Consider the following 20,916-nt stretch of genomic DNA (forward strand, 5'->3'; position numbering starts at 1 on the left):
AGTCTCTCAACCCTAACGGGGATAAGCGGCGGCTTTGCTTCATGACCGGAGCGCGGCGGAGATGCCCCTCTGATCGACTTCGCAACCCATCTCATCCGCGCTGGTGCAGGTGGGCTGTATCAGGCGACAGAATTTAGAAGGCACCCGACAAGAGACGTGCCCATGCTGGAAATCGACTTTATGAACAGCGGTGCAATCTCAATCGAGCCATGAACGCCAATGTAGAGAAAACAAAATGGCGACCAACCCCGTTCCAGATCATGTCCCGCCCGAAATGGTGAGGGACTTCAGCCTGTTTACATCGCCAGGGATGCCACCAACACCCAACGGGGATCCACACGCAGCTGTCGCTTGCGTACATGACGGGCCTCCGATCTTTTACTCCCGCTACAACACGCAAGATGGCCGGGGTACCTGGGTCATCACCCGTGCCGCGGACCAGCGGAAGGTGCTGCAGGACGCAGAGACTTTTTCCAGCCATCGCAGCATCTTCTCCTCCATACTGGGTGAAAACTGGCCGACGATCCCGCTTGAGCTCGATCCACCGGCCCATGGCGTCTTTCGCTCACTGCTCAATCCGCTGCTTTCGCCAAAGCGGGTGTTGGCTTTGGAACCGGCTGTCCGCGAACGGGCGGTCGAGCTGATCGAAAGGATCGCCGCGTCGGGAACAAGCTGCGAGGTGATGAAGGATTTTGCCTTTCCTTTCGCGGTGAGCACCTTTCTTCGCTTTCTGGGGTTGCCTGATGACCGACTCGATACATTCGTTGGCTGGGGGAAAGATCTGCTCCACGGCGACGATAAGGAACGACCTGTGGCTGCCCGGACGATCGTGGCATTCATCGACGAACTTGCAGCCATGCGCCGCGACGAGGCGGTTGACGATTTCATGACCTTTATCGTGCAGGCACAGGTCGAGGGCCGCCGGCTGACGGACACCCAAGTCCGCGGCATCGGCGTGCTTGTCTTCGTCGCTGGGCTCGACACGGTCGCAGCAGCTATAGGCTTTGACTTGGCGTACCTCGCACGCAACCTCAAAGATCAGCAATTGCTGCGGAGCGAACCGGACCGCATCCCGCTCGCAACCGAAGAATTGCTGCGGGCCTATCCGCCCATTCAGTTAATCCGCGTGGCCACGAAAGATATCGACTTCGAAGGCGCGCCGATCCGGAAGGGGGACTATGTTTCCTGCGCCACGATGATTGCCAATCGTGACCCGGCGGAATTCGAATGCCCCAACACGATTGATTTGGAGCGGGAGGACAACCGCCACGCAGCGTTTGGCTATGGTCCCCACCGTTGCCTTGGCTCACACCTTGCCCGGCGGGAGATTGTCATTGGCCTGGAGGAGTGGCTGGCGCGCATCCCGGCTTTCAGGATCAAGCAGGGTACGGCGCCGATAACTTCTGGCGGCCATGTGTTCGGGATCGAAAATTTGATCCTGGACTGGTCTTAGGCCCGCCCCGAGCCGGGCACAGACAATGGAGGCAGCGCCATGCGCATCATCGTCCAAAGGGCCAAATGCCAGGGCCACGCGCGATGCGCGGCGCAAGCGCCGGACATCTTCAAACTCGATAATGACGGTTACATCCTGCCTGGTGACATTGAAGTTGCGGAAGGGGAGGAACTGCCTGCATCACGAGGCGTGCGATCCTGTCCTGAACGTGCGCTGGAACTCACCCCCTGCGCGTTTTGAATCGGCCTCATTCAACCGTGAGTCTGGCGGCTTGAACCATGTGGCCGCACTCAGCACGCGACCTCTGTCCCGCACGGTTCACGTCCAACTCTGCGGGGCAATTCCGGCGCCAGTGTTCCCCGTGAGGCGCAAACGGCAGGGCAGGGGTTCGCGAACCTCTTCGAATCACAGGATCGCGTCAGAGCCGATGGACCAGACGAGAATTGCCGAACTACTCGACGCGAGGCGACCCGGAGTGCCACGCCGAAGAACTGCCCGACCCATGTTGCGGCAGGCCGGGTCTCTGCAGAATTTGATAGGGCGAAACCAGGAGAACGCACCATATTTGCCCAACATTATGCCCGGCTCACCACCGGCCAATGGCCGCAGCTGGAGAGGAGGTTCGACCAGCATGTGCTTGCCTGTGTGCTTTCACGTGCGCTCGAGGAGATCGAGGCCGGCGAGGCGACGGCGACGGAGGCAACCGGACTTTCGCGCGCCGAGTTGCGCGATGTCCTGGTCCGCTGTTTCCCTGCTTTTCCTATCAACGCGTTTGCCTTGCAAGAGGGGAGCGAGCCCGAGCCGGATCTGGAAGAAGAACTTCTGCGCGGACTGCTGCTGGCGCATGCCCGGCCCGACGACAAGGCAAGCGCCCGCTTCGCCAAGATCATCGCCCGGCGTGCCATGCGCAATGACCACCTCTGGCAAGACCTTGGCCTTTTTAGTCGAAGCGACCTCGCCCGCCTGCTCGCCTCGCATTTTCCGACGCTGGCGGCCGGCAACACCCAAAACATGAAATGGAAAAAATACTTTTACCGAAAGCTCTGCGAGGCCGAAGGCTTTTCGCTGTGCAGCTCCCCCAGTTGCCGGGACTGCAATGATTTCGAAAGCTGCTTCGGCCCGGAGGAAGGCGAAAGCCGCCTCACACGGACCAAGGACAACGCCCAGGACTGAGAGCCGCTTGCGTCAGTCGTACTTGAGCAGGCCGGACTTGGTGACCAGCTCGTTAGGTTTTCAATTCATGAGTGGCTAGAGCGATGGCTGTACTGGCGTTCGATCTCGTTTATTTTTCCGGCCTGACGGCAGACCAACTGCTAGGCAGCGTCATCTCACTTCTGGCGTGTTTGCTCCTTTATAACGCTCTGGCTCCGGACCAAGTTAATCGATAGGTCGGCGGCCGCTCGGCGTCACTGCTAATGCCCTGATACGATTTTAGGAAACGGGGTCTGCAGTGTTTTCTTCCGCTTCGGCGCCACATAGCTTTCAACCAGGCGAAATGCTCGACGTCGACAGTTACCAGCGGCCGTGGGTTGATGGTCACCGTGTTTGGCGCTCAGAACTTCCTCCGTGCTAGTCAATGGCGAGCATCGGAAGCGATTTTGCAGGTTTTGCGCTGACGGGATTCTGGCTCGGCCCGCCGGTCGGGTTCGTCAAAAGGTGCTAATATAGCGTTGTATGTCCGATCGGCGGTAGTAGCCGCTTACTGATCGCCGGACGGTCGATCCCTGAACCTTGTTGCACCGCACCTGGGGTGCTTATGGAATGATATTATCTGACAAATGGAAAAATCACGTAGGAGCCAAAGTAAAATTTTATTATATCTGACTCCCGAGAATTACTAAGTAATGATCCAAGAACGAATCTTTCGCGGCCGTTAAGTTGTTTTTCAACTCTAGGGCGTCACTATGGGGTCCGTAGATCCCAAAAAATGTCCCATCCTTTGCAGGGCAACAAGGAGGCGTACTATGGCAAGAATTTTTGAAATTCTTACGGGCAGTCTGACTGCCGGATCTGTTCTCGTAATTCTTTGTATGCCAGCGACTGCAGCTGGAATTAATGTCGGAGGCGTCGGCGGGGTATCCGTCGGCAGCGGAGGCGCCAGCGCTAATGTGGGCGGCAACAGCGGCGCTACGGCTAGCGTATCCCTAGGCGGTTCTGGGGCAAATGCCGGAGCCTCCGTCGGCGGCAGTGGCGGAGCGACTGCTTCCATCGGCACCGGCGGCGCCAATGTCGGTGTCGTCACCGGGGTCGGTACCGACGTAAATGTCGGCGTTGGAACCAATCCAGCCGCCAACCCCAGCAACCCGACCGCTTCGAGCAACCCGAATCTGGCTAGCGTTGTCGGCGATATGTCGAACGCCCAGGTCACTCGGATGAAGAAGCGCTGCGTCGAAGTGCTTAGCAACGAAGACACCTATGATCGTGACCTGCGCCGGCTCTGCCTGCTGATCTCGCGCCGCTAACCAGCGACCCCTTTCCGACCTGTCGGGGCTGTCGACATGACACTCTCCAGTTCCGACAGTGGAAGCCCGCCCGCCGAAAGGTTGGGCGGGCTTTTACAGTCAGCGTCCTCCATCCGCAGCAGGCAGGATGTTTAGGCACTTTCGCGTATGTAAACGTTGACAGTTAAGGCGCTTTCGCCTCGTAGGCAAGTTGTGTGATGCCTTGTTCTTGAACAAAAAATGTGAGAACGCCTAGTTGCTTAGGCGAAAAGCGCCTTACCGAGCGGATATCAAAAATAAAGATTGTAGCGATTTTGCAACCGCCCGAGGCCGCTTTTACGCGTTCGGAGCAAGTCTAAGGTCGATAAGTCATCGTTTTGCTTATGATATTTTTGATCTTGCGAACCATTGCCATATGACTCATATACCTTGCAGGCAAATCAGCTAACGGAGGATCCAGCATGGACACTACATCCCGAACGACAAATTCGACCGGCTCACCCACGCACTAGCCGCGATATTGTGCCGGATCGCGCCAAGAGCGCCGGCACCCTGATCGCGTTCGGCGCGGCTTCAAGGGCGTCGAGTTGGTTGTGTCCGACGATCACAACGGCCTGGTGGCAGCGATCGGCGAGGTGATCCCCGAAGCCGCCTGGCAACGCTGCTACGTGCACTTCCTCAGGAACGCGCTCGATCATCTGCCGAGGAAGCACGGCGACGACTGCCTGCAGGAATTGCGCTGGCTCTACGACCGGCGCGATCTCGCAGAGGCCAGGGCTGATCTTGCCGCATGGCTTGCCAAATGGTCGGCACGCTATCCGCGCCTGACAGGCTGGGCCGAGGATGCCATCGAACAAACCCTGACCTTCTTCAGGCTGCCGAGACAGCACCACAAGCATCTCAAATCCACCAACATGCTGGAGCGGCTCAACGAGGAAATCCGCCGGCGCACCTATGTCGTGCGCATCTTCCCGAACGCCGAAAGCTGCCTGCGCCTGGTCAGGGCGCTGGCCGTCGAAACCAACGAAAACTGGATGGAGGCCAACCGCTATATCAACATGGATGATCTGCGCGAGCACAAGAAGCTCGCGCTGCGCCAAGCCGCATGACCAGCATCATGGCCGCCCCATTTTGCAGAACTTGACGCACACAACCACGGGTATATCCGGCCTTATGTAGCGAAGGCACCAAACCGCCTCCGAAGGAGGGGACCGCGAGCTAGGCGGCGCGCCATGTGGCGCGAGCGGCGTGGGCCGCTGCCTTAGCTGGGCTATTCCGTCGCTTCCGGCTCTTCGGCGGAATTGCCGTGGGCGTGATAGCGAGCCTTATCGGTATCGATGAAAGTCCGGCTCTTAGTTGTGAGCGTTTTCCAGTTGATGCCCTGCACGCGGCCATCGGTGGAATATCTGTGACAGAATCGCGTGAAGCATGGCGTCCCGTAGCCGTTTTCGTAGAGAGCAATCCCGTAGACGTAGACGTTATGGTGGGGCAGGCAAAGGTCGGCGATAGCCAAGTAGTCTTCGCTACCTTGCCGCATTTCTCCGTCAGGCTGCACGACGCGATCCGAATATATCGGCGGGTGTGAGAAAGAGAATTTACTTCGCCGTCGAGACGCAATCATCTCGACCCCTTTCGAGCGAGCCATCCTGACAACCAGAGTGACCTTGCGGGCGGGCAGCCGCCCTACATTTCTAAGGCGCACCTTCCCGATGACTTCCGCGCTACCGATCAATTGATCGACACCGGCGGGCTCGACAGTAAGATATGCGCGAAGTTCCAGCTTGGCCGTCTGAGACGCATGGGCAACGGCAGCTTTAGCGGCGCCGGTAGCCTCCTTGTTCGTGGCGAGGGTGTCTCGTATCAGAAAGATGCCGACGAGACCGACAAGGACACTGGCAAGGCCCAGAACGCCAGTGATGATGAGCAACCAAAGAGCCCAGCGGGCCATCTCCTTTTGAGCGCCTACATCTTCCTCGGCGCGGCTGGGCTCGCGGGCGGTCTCTATCTGCCCTTTAAGGCAGTTGAAGATTTCTTTGCCTTCAAAATCCGCGCATCGCTGCTCAAATTGTCGGCGGGTTTCATCATATGCGCGGCTGGTCTGGTAGTCCTTGGTAGCGCGATCATAGGCGCGGGCTGACATGAAACCCAGCGCCGTGACGAAAAGCAAAAACGAACAGATTGCAATCGTAACCCAGAGCGAAACGGTTCCATCCCAAACACGCTTCAGCATCGCAATCCTACTGTTTCTTCACGTCACGGCGGCGGTAGGTGTAGCCGGGAATGTCCTGCAAATGGAACGTATTGCCGGGAGGCGAGTAGCGGTAGATAAATCCGAATTGGTCGGTGATCCCGTTGACGCTCGTATAAGTGATCTCGCCATACAGATACATATGGAAGGGAACCCGCCCCTCTATGTGAGTATCGGACAGGAAAAGCTCATTCCGCACATTGTTTGTGATAGGGCCGCCGCGATCAAAAGCTGCAGGGCTAAGAGCATCGTCTGCCCCGAGCACCCGTTCAACGTCATTGATTTCTCCGGGATGGTAGGAGTTGGCGGCAAGTTGCAAAGCCGGAGGCTCGCCCGAATCTCGTTTATGATGGCAGGAGTGCGTCCGAAATTCTTGATCGAGTATGCCGCTTCCGGAATTGGTCTTTTGTTGTCGGGCTTGTCAGCCCAATCGTGCGTCACCCCCACCAACGGTTTGGTGGCGGTGACGAACAAATACGGGCGCTCGATATCGAGCAAAGCCTTTTCGGCAATGTCGGCGCTGCGCTGGGTGTGCCTAGCAGCCTCTTTGGCGTAGTAAGCAGCGGCCATAGCAGCGGCGAGCGTGAAAGCACCCACGATAGCGCCAATGGTGGTCCAGTTCGCCGACTGTTGGGCAGCGTCGGCAGCCTTCCACTGGGCACACAGATCGGAACTGCGATCATCGTGACCTGCTTGGCATGGGTTAGTGTAACTTGGGGGTTCATTTGCCTGTTGGACAGGCGGAGGACTCGCCGCAACAGGGTTGCCTATGGTCTCTTGATGCTGTTCGGAATGTTGGGGCTGAGTGCTCTTGCGCTCGTCTGGCGGCAAAGCCGCCCCGAGTAAAACTACTCCGAAAGCCGCAATGAGGATGCCCCGATAGCGTCTAAGCATTGCAGTAAGAACGCAGCACTAAAGCCCCCCGGCCTATTTTGTTGTTCAAATTACGCTCGGTTTCGTGAATGTCCATAGTCGCCAATTTTTCGGCGAGTTGGGCATAGGTAACGCCTTTCCGCCTCAACTCTGACTTCAAAAGGTCCTTGGCTTTCGTCTCGTATTCGACTGTCTGCGGGTCGTCCTTGCCTGCCATAGCCTCGCCTCAAAAAATATCATCACAGTCGGTGGTATAGGCCCCTGTATTTGGCGATACAAACCCCGCATATAACCGGATATGATGACAATGGCCCAACACTTCCTCCTTTCCGCCGAAAGCCGCTCCCTTTCTCTGAAAGAGATTTACAAGGGTGGCGAGGAAAAGGCTTACGACGCGTTCAAGCGCCTTCGCTGGGCTTCGACTCAAGGCGAGCCTGTTTGCCCGAAATGCGGGTGCCTGGATCATTACGACATTCCGACCGGTCGCAAGTTCAAGTGCGCCGCTTGCGGGGGCGCAGTTCTCGGTTACGAGCGGCACGATCTTCGCCTCGCGCAAGCTGTCGTTTGTCGATCTGCTCGCCGCGATCTGCCTGTTTGTTAACGGCGCGAAGGGCATGTCGGCGGTCCAGTTCTCTCGCGATCTGGACGTGCAGTACAAGACCGCCTTTGTGCTGGCTCACAAGCTGCGCGAAGCCTGTCGGCTGAAACCAAGAACGAAACCCTTGAAGGCGAGGTCGAGATTGACGGCGCTTACTTTGGTGGCGTGGTGCGCGCCGAGGGCGCGCGCTTCTGCTACTGCGCGAACGCCTCTGGAGTCGATTTTTAGCAGCTCATTGGCGTGATCTTCAGTTCCTTCGCCACAAAGCCCGGCGGAGAAGAGTATGCTGCATGGCCTATTCATTGGCCCAAGTCCGCTTGCCACGGCAGCTATCGTCGTCATTTTTACATCAGACGATCGTCTCGTGAGCAGTGGACCGCAAAGTTGCGAAGACGCAGTTGCCCTTTGCTTCTGCTGTGCATAGAAGCCATTTGTGCGGGCAGAGGTACAAAAACGGGTGCGGTGCTGTGGGAATAAAATTCGAAAAGCTAAATAAACTGCGAGAGTCTCTACTAGAGGCAAATCACGATTTCCGCGCCAGCACCCAATTGTTCAATAGCTTGGATGTCGCGAAAATTGATCGCGAAATGGATCTTGAAGGTCGTGGAACGCAGCGAGGCGAGGCTAACCAGCCTCTGAAGACGGCCAAGAATTTCGACGATATAGAGCACACAGTTATCGAGAGGGTCGAGGACCAAAAGAAGGCCGCACATCACACACTCGAAGACAGCCTACAGCTACTCTCCGGACGATTGGCTAGCCTCGACTTTGAAGAGCAGTTTGGTCTGATCCGTCAGGCGAACGCCGCCAGTGTTTCCGATTTCAAGGCCTCGATCGCGGTGGGCCTGGACGAACTTCACGGATTGCGCAAATCGCTCAACGATGCGGAGAAAGAACACGACTGGTTCAAACAGAAGCACGGGCTTGTCCGGGCTGTGAGGGTTCAACACGGAGCGGTCCATGTTTTCCGAGTGTCCCTGCTAATCTTCCTGTTCCTCATTGAAACGGCGATGAACGGAAATTTCCTCGCAAAGGGAAATGAACAGGGATTCTTTGGCGGGCTCCTCGAAGCCGCCGCGTTCTCGTTTTTGAACATCGGCGCCGCTCTGCTGTTCGCAATATTCTGTGCACGCCTGGTGACTCACAGATCGCTTTTTGTGAAGTTGATCGGCGCGCTGTCGATAGTGGCCTATATCGGCTTGGCATTGACCATAAACCTAGCGCTTGCGCATTACCGCGAGGTTAGCGGGTCCTTTGTGGACGGAGCCGGCGTCGAGGTCGTGCGCAGCATGCTCGCCAATCCGGCTGGCCTTATGGACGTGAAATCCTGGCTTCTGTTCGGCATTGGTCTCATGTTTTCGATCTTTGCGTTTATCGACGGCTGGTTCGTTCTCGACCCATACCCGGGCTATGCGGGTGTCGAAAACAGATTGGTGGCTCGCAGGGAAGACTACATCGAGCGCAAGAGCGAGCTCATCGAGGCTCTGCAAGAGGTGCGCGATGAGCACAACGAGAAGGTGGAGGACATCGTCAAGCGGCTGGGGAGCAGACGCAGGGAGCATCGAGCGATCATCGATCATCGGTCGAGGCTGCTGACGCTCTTTGCGCAGCATCAAGACCAGCTGGAGCGAGCCTGCAACCAGCTTCTCTCAAAGTACAGGGAGGCCAATTTCCAGGCCCGTACAGAGCCAGCGCCAAAACATTTTGCCACACCCTACAAACTTGAGCGCATAAAACCCCTGATATCGTCCGACGATGAATGGAGCGAGAAGGACCTGGGCGCCTCAATTCGTGACGCGCAGGAAGAACTCAACGCTCAGGTGCGGCTCATCGGGCTGGAATGCGAGCGCGGGATCGAACAGTACCGAGATCTCGACAAGCTTCATCCGGATAGCGTGAATGGCTAGGCGGGGTCGCAGAAGAAAGAAAGGCAGTGGCGGCACAATTGTCGCAGCAGCCGGATTGGCCGTGCTGTCGGCTGTGATGCTGGCCGGTTTTGTTTGGATGTGGTCGAGATCCGGGAAGGACCAAATCGACATCAGCACGAATTGCCCACTGAACGGACCTGTGAGCCTGACAGCGGTCTTGATCGACGCCACCGACCCGATTTCGCCGATAACTATGGCGGATCTGAAGAATGAATTCCGCAAGACCATTGGGCGCGTCGAGCCTGGCGGCTATCTCAAGATATTGACGCTGGGCGCGAGGCCCGGCGACCTGACTGTGATGTTTGATGGATGCAATCCGGGCGATGGCTCGACGGTCGACAGCTGGACGAACAATCCGTCTCGGCGGCAGAAGAAATGGGAAGATGCGTTCGAGGACCCTTTGACGAACCTTCCCGACCAGATTCCCAATGGAGAATCCGCGAGCCAATCTCCGATCATGGCCGGAATTCAGAAAATCAAACTGTCGCTATTCGATAGCAGTTTGGCGAAAGAGAAGACCGCCAAGCGAATAATAGTCGCGTCAGATATGATCGAACATACGGCGCTGTACTCACAATATCGTTCGGGTCTCGATTATCAGAAGTACCTTGATAGCGCGGCTGACAGGACTTACGGGACATCGCTCGATGGCGTTGGGTTTACGATACTCTACGTCGATAGGGCGAAGAAGCCATTTGGCTCTTTCGAACATGCAGAGTTCTGGACCCGGTGGGTTCAAAGCCATCATGGTGATTTTGAGAAGCTGGTAGGGTTGGAGGGGTTAAACTAATGGCCAAGAAGCGAGGGGAGTCGTTCTTAGGACATCCGAGCCTGCCCCTTTTCGTCTTTGCGACGCTAACCCTGGGTGGCTGCGTGTTCATCGCAATAGCCAAGCTGTCGGGCGTAGACCCGATAATGGCGGCGAGCGCACCTGTGTGCCTGATGCTCATCTATCTTGCCGCGTCCGTCTTCACCGGCAAGCTACGGCTCCACGATGAGCAAACAGGCGACAATCTCTACTACATGGGTTTCCTGTTTACCTTGACGAGTCTCGGAGTATCGCTGTTTCAGTTTGGTTCCGAAGGATCCACCGACACAATCGTGAGGAACTTTGGTATCGCGGTGACGTCGACGATCACGGGCATTGCTTTGCGAATCTTTTACAATCAGATGCGCCGCGATCCTGCCGACATCGAACGGACGGTCAGGCACGAACTCGCGGATATGACGCGGCGTGTAAGAGCCGAGATGGAAAGCGTAACCAGGGAATTCGCTGACTTTCGCCGCGTAAGCAATCAGATGTTGGAGGAGGGTTTTGCCGAAATTGCCGTTCAAGCGGAGCGGAACGGAGAGCACATAAGATCGGCCCTGGATAAAATCGCGATGGAATCGATCAGACCAGTTCAAGAGGCCTCGGGAAAGCTCAGCAATGCGTTGAGCGACAATTTTGGGCAGATCGAAAGTCAGTTCTCGTCGATCGCACAGCGCGTCGAGGCGGCAGCCGATCTGCTCGACAAAGCCAACAGCTCAATGTCCTCTTCAGTTGGGAGACTGGGTGAACAGGCCGACAGCGTAGCCACCAAGTTGGAGAGGGTTGTCGTCCCTGATGAGGTCCTTAAGAACGATCTGGCGCCGATGGTGAAACTTCTTGGCAGCGCGGTCGCTCAGTATGCTGTCAAAACAGAGACGGCTTCGCAGGAACAGCAAGCCCGCATGGCGGGCATCGTTGATGCTGTGGCTAAAGTGGCCGCAGGTGTGGAAAAGGCTGTGGCAGCCGCAGAGCAAACAGCGGAGAGCGTCCAAGCGCAACAACGCTTGACCCAGGCGCTTGCCGCAGTGGTGCAAAAGCAAAGCAAGGACACCGGAGACCTTGTCGCAACCTTGGCAGGAAGAACCCTTCACGCGCCGAGGCCTGTTCCCCCTCTCAACGCTCCTATCGCGATCGAACAGCCACTGGCAGATCTGGCCGCAAATGACACCGTCGAGAGCGCACCAATTCGGGTCGAGCCTGAGCCCCAACCAGACGCTTTCCAAACTCTGGGAAGCGAGCCTCCCGCCGAACGAACGGAACCGCCTAAGCGAACCAGTTGGTGGGGCAGGTGAGTGACGCTGGCGGGACTTCGGTCGCCTTCGAGCGCAAGGGTTACGGCCGCGGTTTGATACTGGGCCTGACCATGGCCGAGACGATGCTGCTTTTGGTGTTCTGCCTGTTGCTAGCAGCCGGTGCTATTATCACGAAAAAGCAGAAAGAGACCGATGAGGCACTGCGAGCCACTCAATCAAACAAGGAAAACGTGCAGAGGCTCGAAGCCGAGAACAAGCGGCTTCTGGCTCAGATAAAAGCGGTGTTTCAGCCCACGAGGGGAGGAACCGTTCCCGACGAACAATGGCGCGAGCTGGTCCTGGCCAAGGATGCTGTTAAGTCGGTCAAGGAAGCAGGTATTTCTCTGGAGGAGGTCGTGCGAAATGCCCCTGTCGCGAAGGTCCTTGCGGACAACGACATAAGCGTTGATCAGACCAAGGCCATGATAGATGCGGCGAAGGTCTTGAGAGAATTTGGTTACACCGGCACCGACAAAGGGCTGCAGGATCTGGCTGATGTGCTCAAGGAGGCTGCAGAGCCGACGCAAGCAGCAAAACCTCACGATTGGCCGCCGATCATCAGTCTCAGCGAACTGGATGGCTATAATTTCGATACCGGAAGCGCAGAGCTTTCGAATGCCTTCAAAACAAAGTTGCGCGATCTTGCGAAGACCATCGCCGGGACTGCGACCTCGTACGGTGTCGACGTGATTGAGGTAATTGGCCACACGGACGAGCAGGCGATGGCGGGCGAATCCTCCAACATGGACAAGGGGCTCCAACCGGTCCTGTCAGGGAAAGTGGAAATCGGCTCACTCCATCCCGCCGACAATGCCGGTCTTGGGCTGGCCCGCGCGATTTCAGTTACAAGTGTGCTCAGTGACATGCCCGCATTAAAGGGGTTTACGATTTTGCCGATGTCTGGTGGTCAGCTCATCCTGCCCGGCGATCATCTCACCGACGGAGCGCAGATGGGCGATGTACGGGCTCGAAGGCGCATCGAGATTAGGGTGAGGCAGCGATCAAAATTGGCGCCGGTAGGTGGCGCCAAGCCATGAATGGGGACGAGAGACTGGCGCCTTAGCGGTACGGCAGTTGAGTTGGGGGGATTGGGCTATGGGGTTTTACGTTCGAAAATCGATCGGTGCGGGACCATTCCGCTTTAACTTTTCGTCCGGTGGGGTTGGCGCTTCCGTTGGCGTGAAGGGCCTCCGCATCGGCACTGGGCCAAGAGGTCACTACATCCACGCCGGCGTGGGTGGGCTCTACTATCGTGGCACTTTAGGCAAGGCCAGCGCGAAGAAGGTAGTTCAGCTCTCTCAAACCCCATCTGCGCCGCAACCCCGTCCACAATCCTCGCCCCCGGAATACGTCTCTGACGGCGTCGTGATGAGAGAAATCGAGTCCCGCGATGTGGTGGAAATGCGTGACGAGACATTCGCCAGTGTGCTCGATGAAATCAATGCCAGGCAATCGCAGACGCGGCTGTCCGTAGCACTCGCGGTTTTGTTCGGGATTGCAGGTTTCCTTGTGGGGACCAAGCTCGGAGGTGCCGCACCGGTGCTGGGCATCGGTGCCTTTGTGCCGGGTATGCTCATTGGCAAATGGTTTGACAGTTACCGCCGGGTGAGCGTGCTCTATTACGATCTGGAAAAAGACGCGGAGGCCGCCTACGGGCGACTTGTCGGCGCGTTCGAAACTCTCACCGGCTGCGCAGGGAGATGGCATGTCGCTGCCGGCGGCAAGATAGAGGATCTGACTGCTTGGAAGCGAAATGCCGGGGCCAGCATGCTGGTCGACAAAAAGCCTACGACACTTACAAGCTCCTTGCCGAAGGTTGTACGCAGCAACGTTACTCCGCCTTCAATCCATGTGGGTCGGCAGGTGCTCTTCTTCATGCCTGACCTAGTGCTGGTGAAGGACGGAAACCGATACGGCGCAGTCGGATATGCCGATCTGCAGACCCAATTCGCCCCGAGTAATTTTATCGAGACCGGCAAAGTTCCATCTGATGCGGAGATCGTGAGCTACACCTGGGCTCACCCAAACAAAAACGGCGGGCCTGACAAGCGCTTCAAAGACAATCGGCAGATCCCTGTATGCCGCTACGAAGCGTTGCGGTTTTCTAGCCCGTCCGGACTTAACGAGCTGGTGGAATTTTCCAAGACAAACGTCAGCCAGCCCTTTTGCCAGGCTCTATCGGCACTCGCGCAATTGCATCGAAGCTCCGACCGCCAATTCATAACGCTAAATGCGCACACTAGGGAGTGATGGTTGGGGATGGGCTCAAAGCGTGAGCCCAGGTCAGCAAACGCCTTCGCACGGAATCCCGTCGCTATCTCGATCCAACTTGCTCCCCCATGAGCAGTTGGCGAGATACCAACGTGCTTCTTCGCAAGATGAAATCTGCGTGCACAAGCGGCGAGGTTGGCATGAGTAGCTCTGTGCTATTTGGCGACGGCTGACAAGCCCAAGGGGGCTTTTGGCTGGGCTCGCAGATTCGGCATGTTGTTCGCGCCAATCCCAAGGGTTGTCAAACGTCCCAATCCAGATTCCAACCTTTGCGGTTTCAGCATTAGTTTGCTGTTGCGCATAGGCGCCGTGGCTATAGCGGGGCCAGTCCAAGGCTTGGCCATGTTCGACCATCCAGGACGCGACGCTGACACCGTCCGCGCGCCGACAGTCACCGACGAAGCGACGGTACCGATCCCATGAAACAAATGTGCATTGGACAGGCTGCGAAGCCGCAAGGAAATTCGCCAATGCTTCGGCCGCCCGGCGCCCGCAGGGGTATTGATGTGCGCTAGCGTCATTGCAGTATTGGCGGCTTTCGGGTGCATCGATGCCGTTGAAGCGGACGCGCTGCCCGTGGATCTCTATCGTGTCTCCATCAATCACTGATGCTATGCCTACAATCGGCGCCCGTCTCGACCCGGCCGAGTTTGCTATATCGAGACCACGTAACTGGTCACCGGAGCCTGTAAAATAGTGGGTCGCGTAAGCAGCCAAGGCCACCACGATCACCAGGATCAGAGGCAAGCGCACATCTGGAGAGAAACGTCTGCGGACGATTGGTTCCGCGCCGCGCCTTGGTCGCGCGCGGCGACGATGAGAATAGCGATTGTTATTCAATTTCCGATCCTTTGCGAAACGCAAGCTGCATGATTTGTAACGTGCCTCTGCACCTTTCATAGGCGCCTTTTTCGCTGCGCTGGTTTGCCTTGTAGTTCGGCGCTTTGAACAATGGTGCCTTCGCAGATCAGCCCGAAGTCACGACTTTGTAGTTACCTTTTCCGTAAACACGACCATCTTTCCGCGCTGGAGCCTACAAGTTTTCTCGGAATGAAATTAGGAGGCCAATTCAAAAAGAAGTCGGCTTGTGCGCCAGTTGGTCGTGGCCGGCGAGGCGGATGCCAGAGCTGCCAACACCTCGTCCACACGTATGATGGCATTTTGTCCGAAAGGGAACCTCGAGATCAAGGTGGGGATGCGAAGTGTCCGGAACATTAAACAAACATCCGCAATTTTTCCACCAAGCCGCAGCGCTCACAATACTAAACGATTGAAGTGTTGGTGGCAGCCATTCGAGGTTGAAAAACCAGCATTTTATGTTGCGGACAGCCCTTGTCTAGGCTCTATGTGTCCAGCCTATCAGGGGGGTGTGAGTGTCGGAAGTTGAAAAATCGGTCTTCCAAAGCGATCTGCCTTTAAAGGAAAAGCTCGAGCGAGCCAGGATGGAATTGCTCGACCTTTCTGCTCGCAACCGACTTTTGAATGTGCCACGGTTTTCAAAGAGCGCGAAGACGATCGATATTGTCGACGAGAGGTCGTCTGAGATCTATCGATTGCTGGTGAGCGAAGGAAAGGCTTTTACCTTCCTGGCCGGCAAGCCGGATCGGCCGAAGGCAGGCCAGGTTGAGAGCAGCCCTCCAGACGAGGAAATCGACTATTCCCCCGTTGCTCTTGCTCAGCCTGAGGACGAAGGATTCGACGATAGAGGGGTATCTGCGCGACATTCTGACACCAAGCTTCAGACGAGGATGACCCCAACGGGGCTGCAGCGCCGGCTCCTTGATCTCTACCACGATGCCCGCACACTTGAGGAAGAGCAGGGCGTCAATATCCTCTTTCTGGCCCTTGGCATGCTGAAGTGGATTGACCCGAGCAACAAAGAAAACATCCGTCAGGCTCCTCTCATTTTGGTCCCCGTACGGCTGGAGCGAGGGGCCGCTGGAGAAAAGTTTCGGCTGCGAGCTCGTACGGAAGATCTTACGGCAAACCTCTCCTTGGAACTCTATCTCGACCGCATTCACAAGCTCGCCCTGCCGCGTTTCGAAGTAGGAGACGACTTCGACGTCTCGGCCTATCTCGATGCCGTTGCCGAAGCAGTGTCAACCAAAGAGGGTTGGCAGGTGCTTGCCGATGATATGGTGCTCGGCTTCTTCTCGTTCGCTAAGTTCTTGATGTACCGTGACCTGGATCCGGATCTCTGGCCGGATGGCGCAAAGATTATCGAACAACCGAAGATCCGCTCGCTTCTTTCAGATGGTTTCGAAACACGCGAACCGCTGATGTCGGACGACATTGCGATTGATCCGCATATCGCGCCTGCCGAAATGTTGCATATCGTCGACAGTGACAGTTCTCAGACGCTGGCGATCCATGATGCAAGAAAGGGTCGCGACCTCGTTATCCAAGGTCCTCCCGGGACAGGAAAATCGCAGACGATCGCAAACATTATCGGGTCGGCCGTTGCCGATGGAAAGACCGTGCTGTTCGTTGCGGAAAAAATGGCCGCACTTGAGGTCGTGAAGCGACGGCTTGACACTGCGGGGGTGGGGGACGCCTGCCTTGAGCTCCATAGCAACAAGGCAAACAAGCGCATGATGCTGGAGGAGTTGCGGCGCACCTGGCAACTCGGATCGCCTCGCGGACAGCTTGCTTCTTCCCTTACTGAACGCCTGCTGGAGGCTAGGGATAAACTCAATGCACATGCTACAAGGATGCATGTTCCATTTGGAACGTCCGAACTCACTCCATACCAGGTTCTTGGCCAGCTAACCCGACTAAGGCAGAACGGGCAAAAGCCAGTTGATATTGAACTTGAGGATGCCACCGCTTGGACGAATGACGGTGTCTCGCAACGTCGCAAACTTCTCGATGACGTGTCTCAGCGGATCAACGAGATCGGCTTGCCGATCCACCACCCATGGCGGGGAGTTGGCCTGGATGTCGTTCTACCAACGACCATTGAGAGGCTCGTCCCACGCATTGCGTCCTCGCTGGATCAAGCAAAGGCTCTGCACGCCAAACTGGCCGATATTGCTGAGCGGATCGAGGCGAAGCCTCCGCAAATCCTCAGCGACAGCGGCGAGGTAGAAGATCGCGCTGAGCTTCTCGCGTCCGCACCTGGACTTCCTGCCGAGGCGCTAGTCTCGCCGGTTTGGGATGAGCGTCCAAAGGACATTGCATCGCTTCTCTGGACAGGAACAGATTTCAACCGCAAATCCGAGGAACTGTCGGAGCAGTTGGTGGCGACGGCTATCGACACGCCAATTGAAGGTCTCGAGACAGAGCTTGCTAAGCTTCCTTCAGACTTTCCGAAAGACGGTTTCGTTCGTGCGCGCCAGCTAACCGTGTTGCTCCCACGCTTAAGAGAAGAAGCTGAGCGGCTAAATCAAGAACTGGGGTCTACGGTTTTACCGGACACGCTTGCAGGACTCCTCAGGTTAGTGATGACCGGCGAGAGAGTTGCGGCAGCCCCCGATGCGAGCCCTGAGGCATTCGCAGCCACAGTTTGGGACTCCGGGCTGGAACAGGCTGGTGACCTTGCCGACAGCGTAGCAACGCTAGAGACTGCTAGAGCCGAGCTTCAGGGCAAAGTTGTTGATGCCGCGTGGAGTACCAACGTGGCCGCGGCGCGGCAAGCGCTCGCCGAGCACACGGGAATATTGAAAGCATTGAATGGCGACTACCGTCGTGCCAATGCACTTGTGCGGACTATTTTGGTGGCCCCTAGCGCGCCTGGGGCGGAGATAGTGGGTCTCCTCGACATTCTAATGAAGGGCCAAGCGGCCGCAGCAAAAGTGCGCGAAGGCGACGCCTTTGGCCGTTCCGCCTTCGGAGCCGATTGGCGCGGTGAGAGATCGTCTTCGGCACCACTCCAGGCCTTAGTGGAGTGGATGCGCACGCTGAGGGGACTTGGCTCGGAACCGCGAATTATAGCCGGGCGGATGGCGGAGCGCTCTGAAGCGGGCGCGCGTGCGATCCGAGTTCGTAAGGTGATCGACATCGGTCAGCCGATTATCGAGGGGTTTTGGAACGATTTAGGCCACCTTGCGTCATCCATGCAAGGTGACGTGGCTTCCGCCGAGCGGGCCTCGCTGCAACTGATGGAAGCGAAGGCAAGCACTGTAGCTCAAGCCGATGACGCGTCACGACAGGTTCTGACTGACGTTCCAGATCTGATCAGTGAGCGGGTGGAGATACTGCGCCGACTAGGCAGACTACAAGCGCTTGATCAAGAGATCGAGGACGGGGAAAGCCTTGGCAAGTTCGCATTCGGCTCGTCGTGGCTCGGTCGAGGATCCGATTGGGCCGCTCTCGTGCAAGCCGAACTTTGGCTGAGAGAAAATGGCTCAATCCGGCATTTGGCTGCGCGGTTGCCTGAAAGAAAAGAGATCGCAAACTTGGCGCGTTCAGCGCGTGAAGCGGCCCAAGCGGCAGCGCGGGAACTGAAGGCGCTTGCAGGGGATTTGAAAGCCGATGCTCCCTCCTTGTTTGGAGTAGACGATTTTCCAGACGTCGCGATAGTCGAGGTTGTTTCTCGACTGGAGGGGTGGCTCGATCATCAGGAACAGCTCTCGAAATGGGTTGCATATGGAGAGCGATCCGAAACAGCCCGAAAGGCTGGACTGGGACAGTTGATAGACGGCCTGGCCGACGGCCAGATTACAACAGGATCGGCGCGATCAGTCTTCGATATGGCCTACTACGAACGAATGTTTCTAGCGATGGCGACCGATGAGCCGGAGCTGGCAAGGTTCGACGGGGAACTGCATTCCAGGGCTGTACGTGACTTCGCGGATCTGGACCGACAGAGGATCAAGGCCGGTGCCATCGAAGTTGTGACGGCTCATCACCGAAAAATTCCTTCAAGAGACGGCGGAGCTGGACCAGTCGGACTGCTTCGTTCTGAGATGGCGCGCAGACGGGGCCACATGCCTATCCGGCAGTTGATGCAGAAGGCAGGGCCTGCCATCCAGGCACTCAAGCCAGTGTTCATGATGAGCCCGCTTTCGGTGGCCCAATTCCTGTCGCCCGGCAGGATGTCCTTCGATCTTCTTGTGATGGACGAGGCGTCTCAGATACAGCCTGTGGACGCCCTTGGCTCGATCGCCAGGGCCAATCAGGTGGTCGTTGTTGGCGACGAACGCCAACTGCCACCCACGACATTCTTCGCGAAGGTGACAGGCTCGCAGTCTGAAGATGACGAGGGTGAGGGCGCGCAGGTCGCCGACATAGAAAGCATCCTCGGCCTGTTCACGGCCCGCGGCTTGCCGCAGCGTATGCTCCGCTGGCACTACCGTAGCCGTCACCAATCTCTGATCGCCGTATCGAACAGCCAGTTCTACGAGAACCGGCTTTTCATCGTGCCAAGCCCCTATACCCAAGAGGCAGGCATGGGGTTGCGGTTTAATCATGTGCCAGAGGGGGTCTTCGATTCCGGTGGCACAGGAACCAATCCGGTAGAGGCGAGAGCAGTAGCCGAAGCGATCATCCGTCATGCGAAGGTGAACCCGCGAGAGACTCTAGGCGTTGCAACATTTTCGGTTAGCCAACGCCGCGCGATCCAGGATGAACTCGAAGGGCTGCGGCGACTAAATCCCGATACGGAGGAGTTCTTTCACGCGCACCCCAGCGAGCCATTCTTCGTCAAGAGCCTTGAAAATGTTCAAGGCGATGAGCGCGACGTGATCATGATCTCAGTGGGGTATGCCAAGAATGCGCAGGGGTACATGGCCATGCGTTTCGGCCCTCTTGGTGCGGAAGGCGGCGAGCGTCGGCTCAACGTCCTCATAAGCCGCGCCAAGCGCAGCTGCGAAGTATTCGCGTCCATCACAGACGAGGACATCGACCTGGAGCGTGGCAAAGGGAAAGGCATCTTCGCCTTCAAGCTCTTCTTGCACTACGCGAGAACAGGGCGAATTTCGCTTGCCCAGGCCACGGTTCGCGAAATGGATTCAATCTTTGAAGAGCAGGTAGCCAACGCGCTGATCGGAAAGGGTTACCAGGTTCATGCTCAGGTTGGCATTGCAGGCTTCTTCATCGATCTCGCGGTTGCTGATCCGGAGAGGCCAGGCCGCTATATTCTTGGCATCGAATGTGATGGCGCAGAATATCATTCATCGCGCTCGGCCCGAGATCGAGACCGGCTACGGCAGTCTGTTCTGGAAGACCATGGTTGGATAATCCATCGCATCTGGAACGCTGACTGGTTTCAGAGGCCACGCGAGCAGCTGGAGCGAACCATATTAGCGATTGAGGCTGCGAGAAAAGAGCTCGATGAGCGGGCCGAATTGGGGGTCCAGAGAAATCGTGCTGTAGCCGTGCAGGTTGTTACGGTCGACAGAGGCAACGTGACGGAAATCGGTCTCGAAAGCACAAAGGGATCCGAGATACCCAATCGAGCCTACGAAGAGGCCGAACTAAACCGACCGGGATCGTTCGAACTCCACGAGACGCCCAGCGGAATCATGGCCGGACTGGTCGAGCAGGTGGTGGCTATAGAAACACCAATCCATGTCGACGAAATAGTTTCGCGTATTCGGGGCGCGTGGGGTCTGCAGCGGGCCGGTGGCAGGATTCAGGATGCAATCGAGCGAGGGGTAGGCATAGCGCAGAGAGGTGGTGCAGTAGTCCGTCGAGGCAGCTTCTGCTTCAAGCCAGGTGCTCCTGTTCGTCTCAGGGATCGCAGCGGCGTCGTGTCCGCTGGATTGCGCAAGCCCGAAATGATTGCGCAGGACGAAGTCGCCCAAGGCGCCATGGAAGTCGTGAAATCCAACCTCGGTGCGACGGAGGAAGAAATCGCAATAACCGTTGCGAGAATGCTGGGCTTCAAAGCCACAAGTGCACAATTGCGGCAGTTGATTTCAGCTGGGGTCGCCGATTTGATTGCCAAGGGCTTGCTGCGGCCCCAAGACGGTTTGTTGGTGGCCGGCGAGTCCGCGAGCGAGGCATTAGCTGAAGTGTGACCGGGCATTGTAGAGCCCTCGTTGCAATCTCTGTTGAAG

The 20,916-nt window shown here is 57.1% G+C and carries 14 protein-coding genes and 2 pseudogenes; 13 read left to right on the forward strand and 3 right to left on the reverse strand.

Features of this window, described 5'->3' with window-relative positions:
• Positions 1-235 precede the first annotated feature (235 nt).
• From AC3EML_RS08480 to AC3EML_RS08500, 5 genes and pseudogenes are all read left to right on the forward strand, one after another.
• The gene (locus AC3EML_RS08480) at positions 236-1,453 is read left to right on the forward strand and encodes a cytochrome P450 (protein WP_352522081.1); all 1,218 of its coding nucleotides are present in this window, start codon (positions 236-238) and stop codon (positions 1,451-1,453) included.
• A 39-nt stretch (positions 1,454-1,492) separates the two neighbouring features.
• Entirely contained in the window at positions 1,493-1,693 is a 201-nt protein-coding gene (locus tag AC3EML_RS08485) for a ferredoxin (RefSeq protein ID WP_084567213.1), read from the forward strand.
• A 321-nt stretch (positions 1,694-2,014) separates the two neighbouring features.
• Entirely contained in the window at positions 2,015-2,626 is a 612-nt protein-coding gene (locus AC3EML_RS08490; RefSeq protein ID WP_352520154.1) for a nitrogen fixation protein NifQ, read from the forward strand.
• 791 nt (positions 2,627-3,417) lie between these two features.
• Positions 3,418-3,915 (forward strand): hypothetical protein, encoded by a 498-nt coding sequence (locus AC3EML_RS08495; RefSeq protein WP_031198810.1) that lies wholly within the window; start codon positions 3,418-3,420, stop codon positions 3,913-3,915.
• A gap of 545 nt (positions 3,916-4,460) precedes the next feature.
• Positions 4,461-5,003: pseudogene (locus AC3EML_RS08500) on the forward strand (IS256 family transposase); the annotation flags it as partial.
• 161 nt (positions 5,004-5,164) lie between these two features.
• Here AC3EML_RS08500 and AC3EML_RS08505 read toward each other — a convergent pair.
• Positions 5,165-6,124: a hypothetical protein gene (locus AC3EML_RS08505; RefSeq protein ID WP_352520072.1), complete on the reverse strand. Its 960-nt coding sequence runs from the start codon at positions 6,122-6,124 to the stop codon at positions 5,165-5,167.
• Between the two features lie 61 nt (positions 6,125-6,185).
• Between AC3EML_RS08505 and AC3EML_RS08510 the strand changes: the two genes are divergently transcribed.
• Positions 6,186-6,698, forward strand: coding sequence for a hypothetical protein (locus AC3EML_RS08510; RefSeq protein ID WP_352522082.1), 513 nt, complete (start codon positions 6,186-6,188; stop codon positions 6,696-6,698).
• Positions 6,699-7,028: 330 nt separating this feature from the next.
• Here AC3EML_RS08510 and AC3EML_RS08515 read toward each other — a convergent pair whose 3' ends face one another.
• On the reverse strand, positions 7,029-7,232 hold the full coding sequence (locus tag AC3EML_RS08515; RefSeq protein WP_352520074.1) for a DUF6471 domain-containing protein: 204 nt from the start codon (positions 7,230-7,232) through the stop codon (positions 7,029-7,031).
• 90 nt (positions 7,233-7,322) lie between these two features.
• Between AC3EML_RS08515 and AC3EML_RS08520 the strand changes: the two are divergent.
• From AC3EML_RS08520 to AC3EML_RS08545, 6 genes and pseudogenes are all read left to right on the forward strand, one after another.
• Positions 7,323-7,802, forward strand: a pseudogene (locus tag AC3EML_RS08520) (transposase); the annotation flags it as partial.
• Between the two features lie 284 nt (positions 7,803-8,086).
• Positions 8,087-9,520 (forward strand): hypothetical protein, encoded by a 1,434-nt coding sequence (locus AC3EML_RS08525; RefSeq protein ID WP_352520089.1) that lies wholly within the window; start codon positions 8,087-8,089, stop codon positions 9,518-9,520.
• Positions 9,513-10,331 carry a hypothetical protein gene (locus tag AC3EML_RS08530; RefSeq protein ID WP_023687338.1) on the forward strand — a complete coding sequence of 273 codons (819 nt, stop codon included), beginning with the start codon at positions 9,513-9,515 and terminating at the stop codon, positions 10,329-10,331. Before AC3EML_RS08525 ends, AC3EML_RS08530 begins: the two co-directional genes overlap by 8 nt.
• Entirely contained in the window at positions 10,331-11,644 is a 1,314-nt protein-coding gene (locus tag AC3EML_RS08535) for a methyl-accepting chemotaxis protein (protein WP_352520075.1), read from the forward strand. Before AC3EML_RS08530 ends, AC3EML_RS08535 begins: the two co-directional genes overlap by 1 nt.
• The gene (locus AC3EML_RS08540; protein WP_352461074.1) at positions 11,641-12,681 is read left to right on the forward strand and encodes an OmpA family protein; all 1,041 of its coding nucleotides are present in this window, start codon (positions 11,641-11,643) and stop codon (positions 12,679-12,681) included. Before AC3EML_RS08535 ends, AC3EML_RS08540 begins: the two co-directional genes overlap by 4 nt.
• Before the next feature lie 58 nt (positions 12,682-12,739).
• Complete coding sequence (locus tag AC3EML_RS08545; protein ID WP_352522083.1) at positions 12,740-13,894, forward strand: DUF4236 domain-containing protein; 1,155 nt, start codon at positions 12,740-12,742, stop codon at positions 13,892-13,894.
• A 33-nt stretch (positions 13,895-13,927) separates the two neighbouring features.
• Here AC3EML_RS08545 and AC3EML_RS08550 read toward each other — a convergent pair whose 3' ends face one another.
• Positions 13,928-14,815 carry a thermonuclease family protein gene (locus AC3EML_RS08550; protein WP_084013054.1) on the reverse strand — a complete coding sequence of 296 codons (888 nt, stop codon included), beginning with the start codon at positions 14,813-14,815 and terminating at the stop codon, positions 13,928-13,930.
• Positions 14,816-15,288: 473 nt separating this feature from the next.
• Here AC3EML_RS08550 and AC3EML_RS08555 point away from each other — a divergent pair, with 473 nt between their 5' ends.
• The gene (locus AC3EML_RS08555) at positions 15,289-20,877 is read left to right on the forward strand and encodes a DUF3320 domain-containing protein (protein ID WP_352522084.1); all 5,589 of its coding nucleotides are present in this window, start codon (positions 15,289-15,291) and stop codon (positions 20,875-20,877) included.
• Positions 20,878-20,916 lie beyond the last annotated feature (39 nt).

Source organism: Mesorhizobium sp. P170090 (assembly GCF_057786115.1).